22 protein-coding genes are annotated in these 19,267 nt (G+C 61.3%); 9 read left to right on the forward strand and 13 right to left on the reverse strand.

The window, feature by feature from the left end:
• Nucleotides 1–144: 144 nt before the first annotated feature.
• From HPDFL43_RS20635 to ccmA, 6 genes are all read right to left on the reverse strand, one after another.
• Nucleotides 145–672, reverse strand: coding sequence for an NUDIX hydrolase (locus HPDFL43_RS20635; RefSeq protein ID WP_007199372.1), 528 nt, complete (start codon nt 670–672; stop codon nt 145–147).
• Nucleotides 673–777: 105 nt separating this feature from the next.
• Complete coding sequence (locus tag HPDFL43_RS20640) at nt 778–1,401, reverse strand: DsbE family thiol:disulfide interchange protein (RefSeq protein ID WP_007199373.1); 624 nt, start codon at nt 1,399–1,401, stop codon at nt 778–780.
• Entirely contained in the window at nt 1,401–1,571 is a 171-nt protein-coding gene (gene ccmD / locus HPDFL43_RS20645) for a heme exporter protein CcmD (RefSeq protein ID WP_040450651.1), read from the reverse strand. The genes HPDFL43_RS20640 and ccmD overlap by 1 nt, the downstream gene beginning before the upstream one ends.
• A gap of 10 nt (nt 1,572–1,581) precedes the next feature.
• A complete protein-coding gene (locus tag HPDFL43_RS20650; protein ID WP_007199375.1) occupies nt 1,582–2,343 on the reverse strand; it encodes a heme ABC transporter permease in 762 nt (253 codons plus the stop codon).
• An 82-nt stretch (nt 2,344–2,425) separates the two neighbouring features.
• Nucleotides 2,426–3,088 carry a heme exporter protein CcmB gene (ccmB, locus tag HPDFL43_RS20655; protein ID WP_007199376.1) on the reverse strand — a complete coding sequence of 221 codons (663 nt, stop codon included), beginning with the start codon at nt 3,086–3,088 and terminating at the stop codon, nt 2,426–2,428.
• Nucleotides 3,085–3,735 (reverse strand): heme ABC exporter ATP-binding protein CcmA, encoded by a 651-nt coding sequence (gene ccmA / locus HPDFL43_RS20660; protein ID WP_007199377.1) that lies wholly within the window; start codon nt 3,733–3,735, stop codon nt 3,085–3,087. The genes ccmB and ccmA overlap by 4 nt, the downstream gene beginning before the upstream one ends.
• Before the next feature lie 285 nt (nt 3,736–4,020).
• Here ccmA and acnA point away from each other — a divergent pair, with 285 nt between their 5' ends.
• The 3 genes from acnA (at nt 4,021) to HPDFL43_RS20675 (ending at nt 8,645) form a co-directional block, all read left to right on the forward strand.
• Complete coding sequence (gene acnA, locus HPDFL43_RS20665) at nt 4,021–6,711, forward strand: aconitate hydratase AcnA (protein WP_007199378.1); 2,691 nt, start codon at nt 4,021–4,023, stop codon at nt 6,709–6,711.
• A gap of 186 nt (nt 6,712–6,897) precedes the next feature.
• A complete protein-coding gene (locus HPDFL43_RS20670; protein WP_040450653.1) occupies nt 6,898–7,659 on the forward strand; it encodes a DUF1223 domain-containing protein in 762 nt (253 codons plus the stop codon).
• A gap of 590 nt (nt 7,660–8,249) precedes the next feature.
• The gene (locus HPDFL43_RS20675; protein ID WP_007199380.1) at nt 8,250–8,645 is read left to right on the forward strand and encodes a DUF2794 domain-containing protein; all 396 of its coding nucleotides are present in this window, start codon (nt 8,250–8,252) and stop codon (nt 8,643–8,645) included.
• Between the two features lie 67 nt (nt 8,646–8,712).
• Here HPDFL43_RS20675 and HPDFL43_RS20680 read toward each other — a convergent pair whose 3' ends face one another.
• The 4 genes from HPDFL43_RS20680 to HPDFL43_RS20695 form a co-directional block, all read right to left on the reverse strand.
• Nucleotides 8,713–9,261 (reverse strand): GNAT family N-acetyltransferase, encoded by a 549-nt coding sequence (locus tag HPDFL43_RS20680; RefSeq protein WP_007199381.1) that lies wholly within the window; start codon nt 9,259–9,261, stop codon nt 8,713–8,715.
• Between the two features lie 124 nt (nt 9,262–9,385).
• Nucleotides 9,386–10,117 (reverse strand): Bax inhibitor-1/YccA family protein, encoded by a 732-nt coding sequence (locus HPDFL43_RS20685; protein ID WP_007199382.1) that lies wholly within the window; start codon nt 10,115–10,117, stop codon nt 9,386–9,388.
• A 182-nt stretch (nt 10,118–10,299) separates the two neighbouring features.
• A complete protein-coding gene (locus HPDFL43_RS20690; RefSeq protein WP_007199383.1) occupies nt 10,300–12,855 on the reverse strand; it encodes an ABC transporter permease in 2,556 nt (851 codons plus the stop codon).
• Nucleotides 12,855–13,577: an ABC transporter ATP-binding protein gene (locus tag HPDFL43_RS20695; protein WP_040449415.1), complete on the reverse strand. Its 723-nt coding sequence runs from the start codon at nt 13,575–13,577 to the stop codon at nt 12,855–12,857. The genes HPDFL43_RS20690 and HPDFL43_RS20695 overlap by 1 nt, the downstream gene beginning before the upstream one ends.
• An 89-nt stretch (nt 13,578–13,666) precedes the next feature.
• On the opposite strand from HPDFL43_RS20695, the gene HPDFL43_RS20700 reads away from it, so the two are divergent.
• A complete protein-coding gene (locus HPDFL43_RS20700) occupies nt 13,667–14,308 on the forward strand; it encodes an arylesterase (protein WP_007199385.1) in 642 nt (213 codons plus the stop codon).
• A 96-nt stretch (nt 14,309–14,404) separates the two neighbouring features.
• A complete protein-coding gene (gene thpR / locus HPDFL43_RS20705) occupies nt 14,405–14,995 on the forward strand; it encodes an RNA 2',3'-cyclic phosphodiesterase (protein WP_007199386.1) in 591 nt (196 codons plus the stop codon).
• Here thpR and HPDFL43_RS20710 read toward each other — a convergent pair.
• A complete protein-coding gene (locus tag HPDFL43_RS20710; RefSeq protein WP_052093241.1) occupies nt 14,923–15,441 on the reverse strand; it encodes a low molecular weight protein-tyrosine-phosphatase in 519 nt (172 codons plus the stop codon). The genes thpR and HPDFL43_RS20710 overlap by 73 nt on opposite strands.
• Nucleotides 15,442–15,475: 34 nt before the next feature.
• Between HPDFL43_RS20710 and HPDFL43_RS20715 the strand changes: the two genes are divergently transcribed.
• Both HPDFL43_RS20715 and HPDFL43_RS20720 read left to right on the forward strand, forming a co-directional pair.
• Entirely contained in the window at nt 15,476–15,781 is a 306-nt protein-coding gene (locus tag HPDFL43_RS20715) for a 4a-hydroxytetrahydrobiopterin dehydratase (RefSeq protein ID WP_007199388.1), read from the forward strand.
• A gap of 101 nt (nt 15,782–15,882) precedes the next feature.
• Complete coding sequence (locus HPDFL43_RS20720; RefSeq protein ID WP_007199389.1) at nt 15,883–16,281, forward strand: YkvA family protein; 399 nt, start codon at nt 15,883–15,885, stop codon at nt 16,279–16,281.
• 41 nt (nt 16,282–16,322) lie between these two features.
• Here HPDFL43_RS20720 and HPDFL43_RS20725 read toward each other — a convergent pair whose 3' ends face one another.
• A complete protein-coding gene (locus HPDFL43_RS20725; protein ID WP_007199390.1) occupies nt 16,323–16,898 on the reverse strand; it encodes a sigma-70 family RNA polymerase sigma factor in 576 nt (191 codons plus the stop codon).
• Between the two features lie 295 nt (nt 16,899–17,193).
• Between HPDFL43_RS20725 and HPDFL43_RS20730 the strand changes: the two genes are divergently transcribed.
• Together HPDFL43_RS20730 and HPDFL43_RS20735 are read left to right on the forward strand one after the other, a co-directional pair.
• Nucleotides 17,194–17,697 carry an invasion associated locus B family protein gene (locus HPDFL43_RS20730; RefSeq protein ID WP_007199391.1) on the forward strand — a complete coding sequence of 168 codons (504 nt, stop codon included), beginning with the start codon at nt 17,194–17,196 and terminating at the stop codon, nt 17,695–17,697.
• Between the two features lie 164 nt (nt 17,698–17,861).
• On the forward strand, nt 17,862–18,422 hold the full coding sequence (locus HPDFL43_RS20735; RefSeq protein ID WP_007199392.1) for a TetR/AcrR family transcriptional regulator: 561 nt from the start codon (nt 17,862–17,864) through the stop codon (nt 18,420–18,422).
• Between the two features lie 59 nt (nt 18,423–18,481).
• Here HPDFL43_RS20735 and HPDFL43_RS20740 read toward each other — a convergent pair whose 3' ends face one another.
• Nucleotides 18,482–19,219, reverse strand: a complete 738-nt coding sequence (locus HPDFL43_RS20740; RefSeq protein WP_007199393.1) for a helix-turn-helix transcriptional regulator — start codon at nt 19,217–19,219, stop codon at nt 18,482–18,484.
• Between the last annotated feature and the right edge of the window lie 48 nt (nt 19,220–19,267).

Below are 19,267 nucleotides of genomic sequence, written 5' to 3' on the forward strand. Positions count from 1 at the left end.
AGCGAATGGCGGTCTGTCCGCTGAGCAGACCATGGTGCAATGTGCAACGAACGCCCTCCCCGCCCATTTCAGCCGTCGCGCAAGCCCTTCATTCGCTCGTCCCAGCACAATTGCCCGCGCCCGGACCGGAACAGACTTCCAGCCCTAGCCAGGATTGCCGAACGGTCCTTGATACCCTTTCGCCATCACCTCGCGCTCGTGGCCAAGCATCCAGTGGACGGTCGGGAAGGCGATTTCGCCGGTTGGGAGATTGTCCCAGTCGAACAGCTCGACTTCCAGGCTCTCCTCGCCGATGCCGAACAGCGCTGCACCCGCGCCCGGGTCCATCAGTTCGGCGCGCCAGATCAGCTGCACCTGGCTTAAGTGCGGGACCGAATAGACCGCCAGCAATTCGCCGAGCTTGAGATGCGCCAGCGCCTCTTCGCGCGCCTCGCGCCTTGCGCCATCCTCGGGTGTTTCGTTGAGTTCGAGATAGCCGGCCGGCACGGTCCAGAAGCCGCGGCGCGGCTCGATGGCACGGCGGCACAGCAGCACCTTGCCCTCATGCCGGACCACCGAGCCCACCACGATGCGCGGGTTCTGGTAGTTGACGAAGCCGCAGGTGGCGCAGACATCACGCTCATGGGTGTCGCCATCGGGAATGATGCGCTGGAAAGATTTTTGTGTGTTCATGCGGGCCAAGATAGAGCCCGGAGCCGGCCACGGCGAGGGCCGGAGTGAGGCTTGGCTGCAAAAAACGCACAAGCGTCGTTTCGAATACCGGGTCAGCTGCCAAAATCAGCTGCCGGGGGACATGGCCTTTTCAATCGCCGGCAGCAGCTTGTCGCGCAGGCTTTCGGGTGTGAACGGGCCGATCTGCTTGAACAGGATGGTGCCGTCAGGCCCGACCAGATAGGTCTCGGGAATGCCGTAGACACCCCAGTCGATCGCCGCCTGACCGGCCGGGTCGACGCCGACGGCGGTGAACGGATTGCCCAACTCGCCCAGGAAGGTGAGCGCATTGGGCGTCTTGTCCTTGTAATTGATGCCGACCAGTTCAACCCGCGGATCATTTGCCAGTTCCAGCAGGATCGGATGCTCCTGGCGGCAGGGCACGCACCAGGAGGCCCAGACATTGACCAGCGACAGCCTGCCCTCAATGGCTGCATCGGTGAGCGCGGGCACCGCTTGACCATTTTCAACGAGGCCTTCAAGCGGCGGCAGGTTCAGCGACGGCGCCTTTGAGCCGATCAGCACCGAGGGGATCTCGCTGGCATTCTTGCCGGAGCCGAGCTGATAGAGAAACACGCCCGCAAGCCCCATGAACAGCACCAGCGGCAGAAAGGCTAGTATCCACCGTTTGCCGGCACCCGAACCACCGGATGGGGTTGTTGCGGTGTCTTTCGACGCCCCGTCAGCCATCAGGATGCATCCCGCTTGGCGTCGGAGCGGCGGCGCACGCCTTGCGCCTCGAGTTCACTGAGTTCGCGCCGGCGCGCCCGGCCATCGAGCAGGATGGCAATGAGAAGCCCGCCAAGCGTGACCGCTGTCGCGGCATAGGACCAGAACACAAAGGCTTCATGGCTCATCAATTTGGACCTTTCACGCACCCTGGCCGATGGATTGGGCCGCCTGGCGGCGCATCGTTTGCACCCGCCTGCGCCAGATCTCGTTGCGCATAGCCATCAAATGCAGCGTAAAGAAGATCAGCGTATAGGCAATCGCCATCACCAGCAGCGGATAGAGCATCGAGGGGTGGATGGTCGGGCCGTCAAGCCGGATCACACTGGCCGGCTGGTGCAGCGTGTTCCACCAGTCGACCGAGAACTTGATGATCGGAATGTTGATGAACCCCACCAGCGTCAGCACCGCAGCGGGACGCGCGGCACGCGCCGGATCATCCATCGCCCGGTGCAAGGCCATCAGCCCCAGATACATCAGGAACAGCACGAACACCGAGGTCAGCCGCGCATCCCAGACCCACCAGGTGCCCCACATCGGACGGCCCCACAACGACCCGGTGAGCAGCGACAGAAAGGTGAAGGCGGCCCCGATCGGTGCAGCGGTCTTGGCCGCGACATCGGCCAGCGGATGACGCCAGACCAGCGTTCCGATCGAGGAGATCGCCATCACCGTGTAACACATCATCGCAAGCCAGGCGGCGGGCACATGAATGAACATGATCCTGACCGTGATGCCCTGCTGGTAATCCTCGGGCGCGGCAAAGGACATGTAGAGCCCGGTCACCAGCGTCAGCACGGCGGCCGCCGCCAGAAAGGGCAGGATCTTGCCCGAAAGCGACAGGAAGCGCGTCGGATTTGCGAGGCTGGTGAACCAGCCCTGGGAAACGATTGTATCACTCATGCCCAATTCCTAATGCTTGCCGGGCCCGGTTTCAATGCGGCAAATCAAACCGGCTTTCGATTGCGCCAGACCGAAACACACTTCAATCCGATGCACCGCGCAGCGCGGCAGCCGCCGCAACCGGGCCCAGGGCTGCAAAAAACAGCGCAATCGCCGACAGGATCATGAAGGGCGGCCAGAACGGGTCGGGATCGGTGACCGCGGCATAGGACGCGCTGACGCCAAAAATCAGGATCGGGATCGCCAGCGGCAGCACCAGGATCGACACCAGCAGACCGCCGCGCGGCAGCGCCACCGCCACCGCGGCGCCGACCGCGCCGATGAACGAGATCGCGGGCGTTCCCACCAGCAACGTCAGCATTACCGCCCCTGTGGCCATGGCCTCCATATTCATCAGCAGGCCCAGCAGCGGTGCGGCCAGAACCAGCGGCAGGCCGGTGGCGAGCCAATGCGCCGAGCTCTTGATGAACACTGTCAGGATCAGCCCGAACCAATCCTGCATCACCAGCATGTCGAGCGAGCCGTCCTCCCGGTCGGCCTGAAACAGCCGGTCGAGGCCAAGCAGCGAAGCGAGAAGCGCACCGATCCAGAGAATTGCCGGACCGATCCGCGCCAGCATGTTGAGATCCGGCCCGATGCCGAAGGGAATGACGGCGACCACGGCGAGAAAGAACAGCACACCCAGCATCGCCGCACCGCCGGAACGGGTGGCGATCGCCAGATCGCGCTTCAGAAGCGCCATCATGCCCAGGCCTCCTGGCCGTCCGCGACCGTGCTGTGAACCCCGGAGAGCTCCAGGGTCTGAACCTGTTCCAGCCCCAGTGGCTGGTGGGTGGCGGCAATGGCCATCCCGCCCTGTACCAGATGCGCCCGCACCAGATCGGCAAACAGCTTGTCGGAAGCCTTGTCGAGCGCCGCCGTCGGTTCATCGAGAAGCCACAACGGCCGCGCCGAGACCAGCAGCCGCGCCAGCGCGATGCGCCGCTGCTGGCCTGCGGAGAGATAGCCGAATGGCAGATGCGCCACGCCGGTGAGCCCGACTGCCTCGATAGCCGCATCGACGGAAAGGCCCTCAGCCGTCTCCGAAGCCTGGAAACGCTGCCAGAATTCGAGGTTTTCGGACACTTTGAGTTCACGCTTCATGGCGTTGCGATGACCGAGATAATGCGCATGCTCGGACACCGGCAGAGCCAGCTCATCCTCACCGTGCAGGGCGAAATGGCCCGAATCAGCATCAAGCAGACCCGCAATCACCCGGAGCAATGTGGATTTGCCGGCGCCATTGGGGCCGGTGATCACCAGCGCCTCGCCTTGCGTCAGAGAAAAACCGATGCCGGAAAACAACAGGCTTGCGCCACGCCGTCCCGCCAGATTGGTGGCAATTGCCCGCATACGCTGTTTTGCCCCTGTTTCCTGCCTGCCGGACCGGCTTCGGCGCGAATGCCCAAAAAAACATCGAAATGGGCCATTGGTTGATCTGGCACGTTCTTACGAAATTATCTATAAGTCCCGCAACCACGCCAGCGGTCGGCGTGATTTCAATCTTGTGCCGAACATGATGCCTGACCGGTGTCACGGGCGGACAGCGGAAATGACCGTACCCGCATCCTCTCCACGCTTGAGCGTGCAAGGAGTTCGCCTCGTACCTTCGGCTGAACTGACGAAAGCGGGTTGCCTGTGGCCAAATCACTCGACAGCTTCAACTGCCGTTCCACACTCAGTGTCGACGGAACCGACTACACCTATTACAGCCTCATCGAGGCGGAAAAGAACGGATTGACCGGCGTTGCGGCGCTTCCCTTCTCGATGAAGGTGATCCTTGAAAACCTGCTCCGCAATGAAGACGGCCGCACCGTCAAGAAGGACGACATCCTCGCCGTGGCAGCCTGGCTGACCAACAAGGGCAAGACCGAAGCCGAGATCGCCTATCGTCCGGCCCGCGTTCTGATGCAGGATTTCACCGGCGTCCCCGCCGTGGTCGACCTGGCCGCAATGCGCGACGCCATGGTGTCGCTCGGCGGCGATCCGCAGAAAATCAACCCGCTGGTCCCCGTCGACCTGGTCATCGACCACTCGGTCATCGTCGATGAATTCGGCACACCGCAGGCGCTGGCAAACAATGTTGCACATGAATATGAGCGCAATGGCGAGCGCTACCGCTTCCTCAAATGGGGTCAGCAGGCGTTCAAGAACTTCCGCGTTGTTCCCCCCGGCACCGGCATCTGCCACCAGGTGAACCTGGAGTATCTCGGCCAGACCGTCTGGACCAGGGAAGAAAACGGCGAAATCACCGCCTATCCGGACACCTGCGTTGGCACAGACAGCCACACCACCATGATCAACGGCCTGGGCGTGCTCGGCTGGGGCGTCGGCGGCATCGAAGCCGAAGCCGCCATGCTGGGTCAGCCGATCTCCATGCTGCTGCCTGAGGTCATCGGCTTCCGCCTGACCGGCAAGATCAAGGAAGGCGTCACCGCCACCGACCTGGTGCTGACCGTGGTGCAGATGCTGCGCAAGAAGGGCGTTGTGTCGAAATTCGTCGAATTCTTCGGACCCGGCCTGGATTCAATGTCGCTCGCCGACCGCGCCACCATCGGCAATATGGGTCCCGAATATGGTGCTACCTGCGGCTTCTTCCCCGTCGATGGCGAAACCATCAACTATCTGACCATGTCGGGCCGTGAAGAAGATCGCATCAAGCTCGTCGAAGCCTATTCGAAGGCGCAGGGCATGTGGCGCGAGGCCGGCGCCGCCGATCCGGTGTTCACCGACACGCTCGATCTCGATCTGGGCACCGTGGTGCCGTCGATGGCCGGGCCGAAGCGTCCCGAAGGCCGGATCCCGCTCGAAGGCATTGCCTCGGGCTTCGCCACGGCTCTCGAAAGTGAGTACAAGAAACCGGGTCAGCTCACAAACCGCTACCAGGTTGAAGGCGAAGACTATGATCTCGGCCACGGCGACGTGGCGATCGCAGCCATCACCTCCTGCACCAACACCTCGAACCCGAGCGTGCTGATCGGCGCCGGCCTGCTGGCCCGCAACGCCCTCGCCAAGGGCCTCAAGACCAAGCCATGGGTGAAAACATCACTGGCGCCTGGCAGCCAGGTGGTGGCCGAATATCTGGCCGCATCCGGTCTGCAGACCGATCTCGACGCGCTCGGCTTCAACCTTGTTGGCTTCGGCTGCACCACATGCATCGGCAACTCCGGTCCGCTGCCTGCCCCGGTCTCCAAGACCATCAATGACAAGGGCCTGATCGCCGCCGGCGTGCTCTCGGGCAACCGCAACTTCGAAGGCCGCGTCTCGCCGGACGTTCAGGCCAACTATCTGGCCTCGCCGCCGCTGGTGGTGGCCTATGCGCTTGCAGGCTCGGTCCAGAAGGATCTGACCACCGAACCGATCGGCGATGACAAGGACGGCAACCCCGTCTACCTCAAGGACATCTGGCCCTCCTCCCAGGAGATCCAGGAGTTCATCATGAAATATGTCACCCGTGCGCTTTACGCCTCCAAATATGCCGACGTGTTCAAGGGCGACGAGAACTGGCAGGCGGTGGAAGCCCCTGAAAGCCAGACCTACGCCTGGGACGACAACTCGACCTATGTCCAGAACCCGCCCTACTTTGCCGGAATGGGCAAGACCGGCGCCGGCATTTCCGACATCGTCGGCGCACGCGTGCTGGGTCTGTTCGGTGACAAGATCACCACCGACCACATCTCGCCGGCCGGCTCGATCAAGGCACAGTCGCCTGCCGGATCCTACCTGATGGACAATGGCGTCGGCGTTGCCGACTTCAACCAGTACGGCACCCGCCGCGGCAACCACGAAGTCATGATGCGCGGCACCTTTGCCAACATCCGGCTGCGCAACCACATGCTGGGACCGAACGGCCGTGAAGGTGGCTACACCTTCCACTACCCGTCGCGCGAAGAGGTCTCGATCTATGACGCAGCCATGCAGTACAAGGCCGAAGGCGTGCCGCTGGTGATCTTCGCCGGTGTCGAATACGGCAACGGCTCGTCACGCGACTGGGCGGCAAAGGGCACCAACCTGCTTGGCGTCCGCGCCGTCATCGCCCAATCCTTCGAGCGCATTCACCGCTCGAACCTTGTCGGCATGGGAGTTATCCCGTTTGTCTTCGAAGAAGGCTCAAGCTGGGAAAGCCTGGGCCTCAAGGGCGACGAGATGGTGTCCATCGAAGGCCTTGCCGACATCAAGCCGGGCGAAAGGAAGACCGCCAAGGTGACCTATGGAGATGGCTTGGTGAAGGACATCCCGATCATCTGCCGCATCGATACGCTTGATGAGGTCGACTACGTCAACAATGGCGGCATCCTGCAGACCGTTCTGCGCGATCTGGCTGCCTGACCTGACGAACAGTCAAACCGACTTCAGACGCCGGGGCATTGCTGCCCCGGCGTTTTTGTTTGGATTACGGTGCTCGCAATCTCTCACCGCAACGTGATTTGGACGTGTCCGCCACTTCAAGGTAGAGGTAGTTTCAAGACAAAGCCATCTCATGCTTTCTCAACCCAACCCATGGACCCGAACCCGATGACTGCCCGTACGCTTTTTCACGCTCTTGCCCTGCCGCTGATTGCGGCAATGGCCCTGGCAGGCCCGCTTCGGGCCACGGCGGAAGCGGGCGATTTCATCGGCGTGGTCGAACTGTTCACCAGCCAGGGCTGCTCGTCCTGCCCGCCCGCCGATGCAGAATTGGCGAAAATGGCTGACAAGGGCAATGTTCTGGCCCTGAGCTATCATGTCGATTACTGGAACTATCTCGGCTGGGTCGATACGCTGGCGAGCAAGGCCAGCACCGAGCGGCAATATGGCTATGCCCACACCCTCAAGCGCAAGAACGTCTACACGCCACAGGCGGTGGTCAATGGCCGCGATCATGCAAACGGCGCCGACCCGGCTGCAGTCAACGCCCTGATCAACAAACTTTCCGCCATAGACGAGGGGCTCAACGTCACCGTGGATGCGGCCTATGACAATGACGGGCTGACCATCAGCATCGGCGAAGGTGAGGGCAAAGCCGACATCGTGGTCGTCTATTTCGATGACAGCAACACGGTCGATATCACCCGCGGCGAGAACGCCGGCAGCACCATCACCTACCGGCACAGCGTCCGCGACATCGAAACAGTGGGCATGTGGAACGGCACCGCGAAGTCCCTGACACTGCCGGCATCCGTGCTGTCCGCCAAGGCCGGAACAGGCTGCGCGATCCTTTTGCAGGTGGTGGGCAGAGATGGCTCTCCCGGTGCGATCCTGGGCGCGGCCATGATCACCAGCGATGAAACCGGGTAAAGCGCCGCGCATCCAATCGGATGCGCAAGGGGCGCCGTAACGCTTTGAAATGATGCAAGTACGTTGAAACACTCATTCTGGGCTATGGCCAAGTGATTTGTGCCGGTTCCGACCTGCCCTGCCGCCAGAAATCTTCACAATCTCCCGGTCTTTTTTGGTATCGAGCGCAAAATTGGACAAAAAAAGACCGGCCAGGGGCCGGTCTAAAATGGGGTTTGGGGCTGCCTCAAAGCTTCAGGCCGCGGGAACAGCCATCTGCCAGAAGATTCGTCCCGGGGACTCCGAGGGGGCTGGGGGGCTATCAATTCGAAGTCCCCGGTTCGAACCGCCTGAGGCAACGATCGGAGAATTGACGCCAATTCAGGCGCGGATTTGGCTGAAATGCGGCCCAATTATGCTCAAGACCAGTTTCAGCCTCCGTTCTGGTAAACATACGCAACCATCTGACGGGTTTCGTGATGGTGCACTGCAAAACACACCGGCATCATACGCTCTTCCGCAAAGATTGCCCGATATCACCGCGCGACGCCTTGAATTACGCGCTCGCTCAGGCAAACTGGAGCGATGACAACTGATTTGCGGTCCAGGCGATGACGGACGGGGGGGACTCTTCTGCGCGCCGTTACACAACGGGAACAGAGACGGCAACCACGGTGGATCTGGCCGAGATCCGGCGGCGCAACACGCCCGAGCCGGTCACGTTTCATCGCCGTGAACTCGATCTGATCCTGCGAATATACGGCAGGATGGTCGCTGACGGGCACTGGCGCGACTATGCCATCGACCATCTGCGCGACCGCGCAGTGTTCTCGGCCTTCCGCCGCACCAGTGAAGTGCCGCTCTACCGGATCGAGAAGGATCCGTCGCGGGCCCGCAAGCAGGGCGCTTTTGCCATCATCTCAGCCGCCGGCCTTGTGCTCAAACGCGGGCATGAGCTCGAGACCGTGCTGAGATATTTCGACAAGAGCCCACGCGTCGTCCGCTGATACACACGACCTGCCTGCCGGCCCCTGTACCCCGTCAACCCCTGTACCCGTCAACCCGTGAACCCCATCAGCCCATGAAAAGTGTGCCGGGATAGATCTCGGGGTCGGGATCAGTTGCCTTGCCCTCACCCAGCTGGCGTTGCATGAACACCGTATCGAGCCAGCTTCCATGCTTGTGACCGGAACCAGAAATCATCCCGCTATGAACGAAGCCGGCCTTCTGGTGCACGGCGATGGAAGCGGGATGCGCCCCGCCAATCACCGCGATCATCTGCCGGAATCCGAGCGTCTCGCAACCTGCGATCAGCGCATGCAAAAGCGCCTTTCCGTAGCCCCGGCCCCGCGCCTCGGGATCGAGATAAATCGAGTCCTCCACCGACCATCTATAGGCCGGGCGGGTCCGAAACGCGGATGCATAGGCATAGCCCATGACCTTGCCGTCAGCCTCGGCCACAAGATAGGGATAGCCATTGCCACAAATCGTCGAAAACCGCCGCGTCATCTCCGCCTCGCCGGGCGGTGTAAGCTCATAACTGGCCACGCCGTTGCGCACGCTCTCGGTGTAAATACGGGTGATTGCCGGCACATCGGCAAGGGTCGCATCGCGTATCTGCATAGGGGATCTTCCGTCAGGTCTGCACACTGGCCCGGCACGGGTCAACTTGAGCCTCAATACCAGATTCGAGCGCACAAAAAAGGCGGCCCGGAAGCCGCCTTTTCGATTGATGTTGTCTCAGATCCTACTCGCGATTGCCGAGGAACTGCAGCAGGAACATGAACAGGTTGATGAAGTCGAGATACAGACGCAGCGCGCCCATGATCGCCTTGCGGCCGGCAGTCGCTGCGCCGTCGCCTTCATAGTACATTTCCTTGATCTGCTGGGTGTCGTAGGCGGTGAGGCCGGCAAACACCAGAACGCCGATCGCCGAGATGGCGAACTCAAGCGCGCTCGACTGAAGGAAGATGTTGACGACCATCGCGATGATGATGCCGAACACGCCCATGATCAGGAACGAGCCCATGCCCGACAGATCCTTCTTGGTCGTGTAGCCGTAAAGCGACAACGCACCAAAAGAGGCTGCGGTGACAAAGAACGTCTGGGTGATCGACGCGCCGGTGAAGACGATGAAGATCGACGACAGCGACAGGCCCATCATCGCGGCATAGACCCAGAAGGTCGTTTGCGCGGCGGAGACACTCATCTTCTCGATGCGGAAGCTCAAAAAGAAGACCATGGCCAGCGGCGCCAGCATGATCACCCACTTGAGCGGGCTCGCATAGAGCAGTTGCGCGAAGGCCGGGTTGGTCGACGCCAGCATGTAGGTGCCGTAAGCGGCCACGCCGGTGATGCCCAGGCCCATTGCCATGATATTGTAGACGCGCAGCATATAGGCGCGGAGGCCCTCATCAATGGCGGCATCTGCATGTGCGCCACTCGCTACGCGGACATTCGAATTGCGAAAGTCAGCCATGTTTCCCTCTTTATAAGCCCCGGTATGGGTTACGGTGTCGGGTTCAAGTTCCCAGGCGCCGCTGCGGGGCTCCAGCATGCCTGTGGATAATATGATGACGAACAAGCGCCACGACAAGACCCCATAGGATCAAGATGGAACGAATTAACGCCGATTGCTTAATGTATCGGCCTGATTTGCGTCTAAAGTTCGCGAAGCACAGGTGCGGCTTTTTGTCCAAGCACCCTCCAGGTGCCCAGCAAACCGATGCCGACAGTGACCACGAGCGCACCAACAAGCGTTGCAGCCGCGATATCGGGCATGAAACTGGAGGGCAGGGTCATGATCCGGCTGACCACGAACCAGGAGGCAACAGCGCCAAAGGCCAGCGCAAAAACCGCCGTGGCGAGGCCCAGCAGACCATATTCGTAGACATAGGCCCGGATCAGGGTCACCCGTGTCGCGCCCAGCGTCTTGAGCACCACCGCATCATGGATCCGGGAGCGGTTGCCCGCAGCCAGCGCGCCGGCGAGAACCAGCACGGAGGCGATCAGAGCCACCAGGGCTGCCGCGCGAATCGCGATCCCGATCTGGCCCACCACGCGGTTGGCCAGTTCGAGCGCATCCTTGACCCTCACACTGGTGATGGTCGGATAGGCCTGGGTAACGGCGCGCAGCACCTCGCCCTCTTCCGCGGCGGTGGCGTCCGGATCCTGCAACGTCGCCATCCAGGAGTGTGGAGCGCCGGCAAAGGTGTTGGGCGAAAACACCATGACGAAATTGATCGACAGCGATTCCCACTCCACGTCGCGCAGATTGGCAATCCGGGCAACGATCGACCGGCCCAGCACCGACACCGTGATGGTGTCGCCAACGCTCAGGCCCAGCTCGCCCGCCTCCTCGGAGGAGAATGACACCAGCGGTTCGCCCTGATGGTCGGGCGCCCACCATTCGCCGGCCGACAGCCGCGAATTCTCCGGCAGGTTTTTGGTGTAGGTCACACCGCGGTCCCCACGAAGCACCCAGCGCGCCTCGGCAGGCACATTATCCTCATTCACCGGCTCACCCTTGAGCTCGAGAATCCGGCCGCGCAGCATCGGAACCTTGATGACCTTGCCCTCCGGCGCGACCTCGGAAAGGATGTTTTCAAATCCGTCGATTTCACTCGACTGGATGTCGACAAAGAAGAAGTTGGGCGCCCGGTCCGGCAGATTGCCGGAGAGTTCCCGCCTCAGATTGGTGTCGATCAACGCCAGAGTCACCAGAAGCGCAAGCCCGAGACCCAGCGACAGCACAACTGACGGCGTCAGCGCGCCGGGACGGTGGATATTGCCGATGGCAAGCCGCAGCGGCGTCGAGCGCACGGCGGGCACCTTTCTGGCGATCGCCTGGACTGCAAAGCCCACCAGCCTGAGCACGCCAAAGGCAACGACAACGGCGGCCACGAAAACCGAAGCGATGCCGCGATCATCAGCAAACCAGATCGCCGCCGCGCACAAGGCAACCAGCGTCACCCCGGCTGCCAGAAGATAGGGCCAGCGTGGCAGCCCCCCACCCTCAAAGCTCTGCTGGCGGAACAATGCCGTGGCAGGCACCTCGCCTGCCCGGCCGAGCGGCAGCACGGCAAAGGCAAAGGCGGTCATCAGGCCAAAGCCTGCAGCAATGATCAGCGATGCGGGGTAAACCGAAGCCTGCACCGCAACCGGAATCACGCCAGACAGCGCCCCGGCAGCAAAAAACGGCGTCGCGAGCCCGAGAAGCAACCCGAGAAACACGCCGAAGCCGGCAATCAGCATCACCTGGATGAGATAGATGGCCACCACCAGCCGTGACGGCGCGCCGACACATTTGAGCGTGGCGATCACACCGCGTTTTCCGTCAAGCCAGGCGCGCACCGAATTGGCGATGCCGACACCGCCAACAATCAGGGCGGTCAGCCCGACCAGGGTCAGAAACTGCGAAAAACGCTCAATGTTGCGGGTCAATGCCGGCGCCGCGTTGCGGCTGGTGCGAACCTCAAGGCCGGTTTCAGGAAACTGCTCCCTCAGATCGGCACGGATATTGGCCAGTTGGCCGGCGCTGGCACCGCCATCGACGCGGACCCGGTAGCTGTATTCGATCAGGCTGCCCGGCCTGATCAGGCCTGCCGCATCAAGCGACGACCGGGAAATCAGGAACCTTGGCGCAAAGCCGAAGCCTTCCGACAGGGAGTCCGGTTCCGTAACGATAATCGCGCGCAGTTCAAAGCGTGCCTGGCCGACAAGAACCTCGTCGCCAAGCGACAGGCCAAGCCGGTCGAGCAGGATCTGCGCCGTTGCCGCTCCGAAAACGCCGTCGCGCTCTTCAAAGATCGTCTCAAGCGGCATGTCAGGCGATGCCTGAAAGCTTCCATAAAGCGGGTAGGCGCCATCCACTGCGCGCAATTCCACCAGAGACTGGTCAGATCCATCCTGGGTCCGCGCCATCGTGCGCAGATTGGCGCCGGTTGAGACATCTCCCAAGTCTTCGATGAAACTGCTTTCGGCTTCACTGAACGGCTGATTCTCGCTTTCAAACCGAATGTCGCCACCCAGAATGGTGCGGCCTTCCGAGGCAATCGAGCCGGTCATCATCTGCGAGACCGAATTGACCCCGGCAATCGCAGCTGTTCCCAGCGCCACGCAGGCGAGAAAAATATAGAATCCCGACAGTCCGCCGCGCAATTCACGCAACGCCAGCCGCACCGCCAGACCAAGCCGGAACTGATTTGGCGCGGCCATCAGGCAATCGCCTTTTCAGCGGCATCTGCGCCTGCGCTGTCGCCGACAATCAGGCCTGACCGCACCGAAACCTGCCGGTCGCACTGCGATGCAAGCGCCGGATCGTGGGTGACCAGCAAGAGCGTCGCACCGCGCTCGGATTGCTTGGCAAACAGCAATTCGGCAATCTGCCGGCCGGTATCACCATCGAGATTGCCGGTCGGCTCGTCAGCCACAATCAGCGCCGGATCGGGAGCCAGCGCCCGGGCAATCGCCACGCGCTGCTGTTCGCCGCCTGAAAGCTGGCCAGGATAATGGGTCAGCCGCTCACCCAGGCCGACCGCGATCAGCTCTTCCCGGGCCCGGTCGAACGCGTCGGACTTGCCCGCAAGCTCCAGCGGCACGGCAACATTTTCAAGCGCCGTCATGTTGGGGATGAGGTGAAAGGACTGAAACACGATACCGACTGACCGGCCGCGCACTGCAGCCACCGCATCCTCGCTGAGCGTGTGCAGCGCGCTGCCGGCAATGTGGACTTCGCCACTGTCGAGCCGCTCAAGACCCGCCACCACCATCAGCAGCGTCGACTTGCCGGAACCCGACGGTCCGACGATGCCGACCGATTGGCCCTTGGCGATATCGAGATCAATACCCTTGAGCACGTGAACAGAGGAAGCCCCGTTCCCGAGCGTCAGATTGGCTTTTCTCAAGGTGACGATCGAAGGGTCAGTTGTTTGAGACACGGTCGGGATATCCTATATGGAAGCATGACAGCAACGGGAGTGTTGCGGGAGACTTAGGAGCCCCACCATGTGTTTTAAAGGTTTGCGCCATGCGTTTTAGGAATCTGATTGCCGCCGCTCTCGCCACTTTGAGCTTTATAGCCACTCCGCTTTCAGCCAGGGCGGACGAGGTGATCCGTCTTGTCGGGTTCGGCGACAGCCTCATGGCGGGCTACAATCTCGACAGCGCGGAAGGCTTCCCGGCGCGGCTTCAAGCGGCGCTGGTGGAAAAGGGATATCAGGTGGAAATCACTGATGCCGGTGTATCCGGTGACACCACCTCGGGCGGCCTGGCGCGGCTCGACTGGTCAATCCCGGAGGGTGTCGACGGGGTGATTCTGGAGCTTGGCGCCAATGACGCGCTGCGCGGCTTGCCACCGGAAACGACACGGGAAAATCTTGACGCCATGATCACCCGGCTCAAGGAGCGCGGCATCGCCGTCCTGCTCGCCGGAATGCTGGCGCCACCCAACATGGGCGCAGACTACGAGGCCAAGTTCAACACCATCTACCCCGACCTCGCCAAGAAGCATGACGTTGTCTTCTATCCATTTTTTCTCGATGGGGTGACCGGCAACCCAAGCCTGCTTCTCAGTGATGGAATGCATCCGAATGCCAATGGAATCAACAGGATGGTGGAAGGTATCCTGCCCTATGCCGAGACATTTCTGACCGGACTCAAAGCCCTGTAGCGCACAGGTCAGAGTGCATCTGGAAAAATTATGCGCTTGCCCTGCTGCCCATGGCGTGATTCGTTCAAACCAAATCGATGATTCGGGGGACTAGCGATGCCAAGGCTCTTTACCGCTCTCGAAATACCGCGCGATGCGGCGCTGTCGCTGTCCTTGTTGCGCGGCGGCCTTCCCGGAGCCCGGTGGCTTGATGTTGAAAATTATCACATCACGCTGCGCTTCATCGGTGATGTCGACGGTCCCACGGCAGACGAGGTGGTCAATGCGCTTGACCGGGTCGACCGTCCCTCCTTTTCACTGTCACTCTCCGGCATAGGTTCGTTTGGCGCAAAGAAGCCGCATTCGATCTGGGCCGGTGTGTCCGCATGTTCGGAACTGATGGCATTGCAGGCCGAAATCGAAAGGATCTGCCAGCGCATTGGTCTCGCACCCGACACACGGCGGTTCTCGCCGCATGTCACTCTCGCAAGGTTGCGCCATGCACGGGTCTCCGATGTGGTTTCCTATCTCTCGGGCCGCGGCGACTTCCGCACGGAATCCTTTGATGTGGGACGTTTTGTGGTGATGTCGGCGCGGGATTCGGTCGGCGGAGGGCCCTATCTGGTCGAAGAAGCCTATCCTTTGGGCTGGCGCAATTCCGTGCCAAGCCTGTCCAGCAGCGCCTGGCAACCCTCACGCAGCAACTGATAGACCGCATCGAAACCATCAACGCCGCCATAATAGGGATCGGGAACATCAGTCCGCATACCCAGGGTATGGTCGAGAAAGAGATGGATGCGGTCATGCTGCGACGATGGCGCTCGCGCTTTCAGCGTCGCCTCGTTGGAACGGTCCATGGCAAAGATCAGGTCGAAGCGGTCATAATCATCATCTGACACCTGCCGCGCACGCTGCATTGATATGTCGATGCCGTTTTCAGTTGCCGTTTCCACCGAGCGGATGTCAGGCGGATCGCCCGCATGCCAGTTCCCGGTTCCGGCGGAATCGACCATGACAAACCCGTCCAGGCCGGCGTCCGCCAAGCCCTTGCGGAAGATACCTTCGGCCAGCGGAGACCGGCAGATATTGCCCATGCACACAAAAAGCACCGAACACTGTGCCTTTTCTCCGCCGTCTGAAACACTAGTGTTCATAGTCAAGTCACCCTGTTGAACCCCGGAGTATGCCATGTCACGCCCAAAACTCGATAGCACAACCATTTCGCAAAAGCTCGCAGCCGTATCCCAGTGGAACATCGATGCGGGCGAAACCGCACTCACACGAAGCTTCAAGTTCAAAGATTTCAGCGAGGCCTTCGGCTTCATGGCGCGCGCGGCACTGGTGGCCGAAAAGCTCGATCACCACCCCGAATGGAAGAACGTCTACCGCACCGTCGAGGTGCGGTTGACCACGCACGACGCCGGCGGCCTGACCCAGCTTGACTTCGATCTGGCGGGCGCGATGGACACGATTGCTGCCTCGACTGGCCAATAACATGGCGAGTAACCCGGCCATCAAACCGGCCACCAATATTGAACCCTGGCGCCCCAGAGCCCATGTTATGGGCAAAGGCAACGCAGAGCGGAGGCCAACGCATGAATGCTCTTGAGGGCGAAATTCTCGAACCGGATGAGAAAATCCGTAACGGGGAGAATGATCGCGCCGATGAAGAATCGGTGCGTACCGGCTTCTGGAAGACCTTTGGCAAGGCAGCTCGTCAGCTTCCCTTCGCCGAAGATCTGGTCGCGGCCTATTTCTGCGCGCTTGACCCGGAAACCCCCGGCAAGGCCAAGGCGGTGATGTTGGGTGCGCTGGCCTATTTCATCATGCCGCTCGATACGATCCCGGATTTTCTTGCCGTGGTCGGGTTTTCCGACGACATCGCGGTGCTCACGCTCGCCATCGCCACTGTGCGCTCCAACATGACCGATGCCCATCGCGCGGCCGCCAGGAAGGCGCTTGCCGATTTTTCGCCTGACAAGACTTCAGACTGATCCGGTGCTAAACACGGCCCGGTGCCTTGCGGGCCGCGCGCTCAATGAAAGGTAACGTCGCCGTCGCCGCTTTCAAGCGTTCGCCGCAGCCGCGCGAAGGCAAGCCTGATTCGCGACTTGACCGTCCCAAGCGGCAAGCCGGTGTCTTCGGCAATCTGGGAGTGTGAACGGCCCAGGAAAAACGCCTGCCGCACAAGCGTGGCCTGCTCCTCGGGAAGATCGAGCATGGCCTGGCGGACCCGCTCATCCCGCTCCTCGGCCTCGACAATGTCATCAGCCGCCTCGGGTTGTGAGGGATGCAACGCCGGATCTTCCGGATCAAGCAGACCGGAACGGTCGCGCCTGAGGGCATCAATGCGGCGATTGCGGGCAATCCTGAACAGCCATGTTCCAAGGGACGATTTGGATGAATCGAAAAGGCTTGCCTTGTGCCACAGCACGATCATGACCTCCTGGGTCATTTCCTCGGCCTGTGACGATTCCATTCCGAGCCGCTGGAGATAGGATTTCAGGCGCGGCGCGAAATAGTCGAACAATTCCCCGAACGCCTTCTGATCCCGCCTTACAGCAACCGCCTCGGCAAGACGGGCAAACCGTTCTTTCAAATCACCCGACATTGACGCCGCAGCACCCCGTTCACCTGATTACACCCAACCGCCGCCACGCGAATCTTCACGAAACACCTACACCGGAAATGGCAAAGGTCAAACTGTTGCCGGATTCAGACTGTTACAAAAGGTGACATGAGGGAAGCCTCCAGCAGGCGGCATCCCAAGTTTGCACATCCAAAGCGGAAAATCTTGACGCTTTGGTAACCAGGATTAAGTCAAAATGAACTCATCACCTCGCAACCCGAGGGACTCATTTGGGCCATCGGCCCTTAACACCCGACCACAAACCGGTAGGAAAACCATGCTTGGGAAGACAATCGCAACCGTACTGACGGGGCTTTTTGCTTTGACCGCCGCCGCGTGGGCGCAATCGCCCAACCGAATCGAACAGTTTGACGCCTGGGGCGCCTATTCCTACGATTCCGCAGGCGGCAAGGTCTGCTACGTCCTTTCCGTGCCGATCAGCTCGGCCCCGACCAATGTCAATCACGGTGACATCTTTTTCCTGATCTCGCAGCGCCCGGGTCAGAATGTGAGCTACGAACCGCAGGCGATGATGGGATATCCGCTCAAGGAAGCCTCGAAGATCAACGTCAATATCGACGGCCGCAACTTCGTCCTGTTCAGCCGCGGCAATTCCGGCTGGGTCGAGAATGCAGCCGAGGAACCGCAACTCGTGGCAGCCATGAAGGCCGGCTCCGACATGACGGTCAAGGCGGTCTCGCGGCGCGGCACCGACACCTCCTACAGCTACTCGCTCAGGGGCGTGACAGCGGCGTTGAACAAGATCGCAACCTGTCAGTAATCACTGCGTCCAGCCAGCAATAGACAGAGAAAAGGCCGGCAATCGTCGGCCTTTTTGTGTCGAGCGGGCGCAGTCTTGACCAACGATTGCCAAAGCTCAATCCGCCTCCCATGACACGCTGTGAAACCCACTGGATTTTATCAGTACTCCAGGTATGGTGGGGCATGGCACCGAAGCACTCCCTCACACCCGACGACTGGATCAAAACCGCATTCCGGCTGCTTGCCGATGCAGGCCCCAGGGCGATTCGCGTGGATCTGATGTGCAAGGCGCTGGGCGTCACCAAGGGATCCTTCTACTGGCATTTCGATGATCTTGCCGCACTCAAGGCTGCCATGATCGAGCGCTGGCGGCAGGCCGCGGCGCGCGACCTGATTGCCTCGGCCACCCAAACTGAACTCGCGCCCCGCGATCTCATCATCGGCCTCTTCGAGGAGGTGCAGAAACGCCAGGCAAAAGGCGGCGCGCTGGCTGAAACCGCACTGAGGCAATGGGCCGGTGCCGATCCGGCCGTGCTCAAGCTGGTGCGCGAGGCCGACAATGAGCGGCTGGCCTTTCTGACAACCCAGATGCGGGCCGCCGGACTGACCGGCGGCGAGGCCCGCTCACGCGCCGCCTTTGTCTACGCAGCCCTGATCGGCATGGAGCAACTGGCCGGCGAACCGGCGTTGACCCCGTCCAACATGGCCGGAATCATCGATGCCGCCCTCACGCCCGGCGTCTGACCAGCAGACAGGTCGCGAAATCCCTGCGTTCAAACGATTCCATCCAAAGAGGGCGGGCTTTACACCTGCTCCACCTCTGCCGTTCCCAAGGGGTTCTGCTCGAGCCAGATCATCCGCAACGCCCCGGCCTGTCCGGTAAACCGCTCTTCCAGCACGTCGCAGCCATAGATCCGGTCAGCGCGGAAATGCCGGAACGCTCCGCGCAATTCGCACCAGGCTGCCAGCATCACGCATTCAAGGTGATAGACCAGCGCCAGCGGACGCACCGTTCTCACCGTCTCGCACCCCTTTTCGTCCTGGTAGATCAGCTCCAGCTTGCGTTCATCGCGGATGGCGTCCCGGAGCGTCGCCTTGGACACACAGCCCTTTGCCGGGTCATCCAGTGCCGCGCCCCAGGGCGCCACCTGAAGCCAGTCGGCGGGACCATGCAGCGCATCGACCTTTTCGTGGATCCGGCGTGCAGCCCCCTGCAGCGCGCTGTCGCCGGTGCGCGACAACAGCGCCAGCCCGACCCGCAGCGCCTCGATCTCCTCCAAGTCGAAATTCAGCGGCGGCAAATCATAGCCGCGGCGCATGATGTAGCCGATCCCCGATTCCCCTTCGATCGGCGTCTTCATGATCTGCAATGCGGAAATGTCCCGGTAGATCGTCCGGGTGGACACTTCGAGCTGGCGGGCAATCACCTCCGCCGTCACCGGTTGCCTGGCGGACCTCAGGATCTGGATGATTTCGAACAGTCTGTCGGAGCGGCGCATGGCGAGAATTCCGTCGTCAGCAGGGATCAATGCTGCTGACATTAACACACCCCCTACTGACACCGTACTGTCAGCAGCGATCTGCTTTGC

The sequence above is a fragment of the Hoeflea phototrophica DFL-43 genome (genome assembly GCF_000154705.2).
Lineage (GTDB): Bacteria > Pseudomonadota > Alphaproteobacteria > Rhizobiales > Rhizobiaceae > Hoeflea > Hoeflea phototrophica.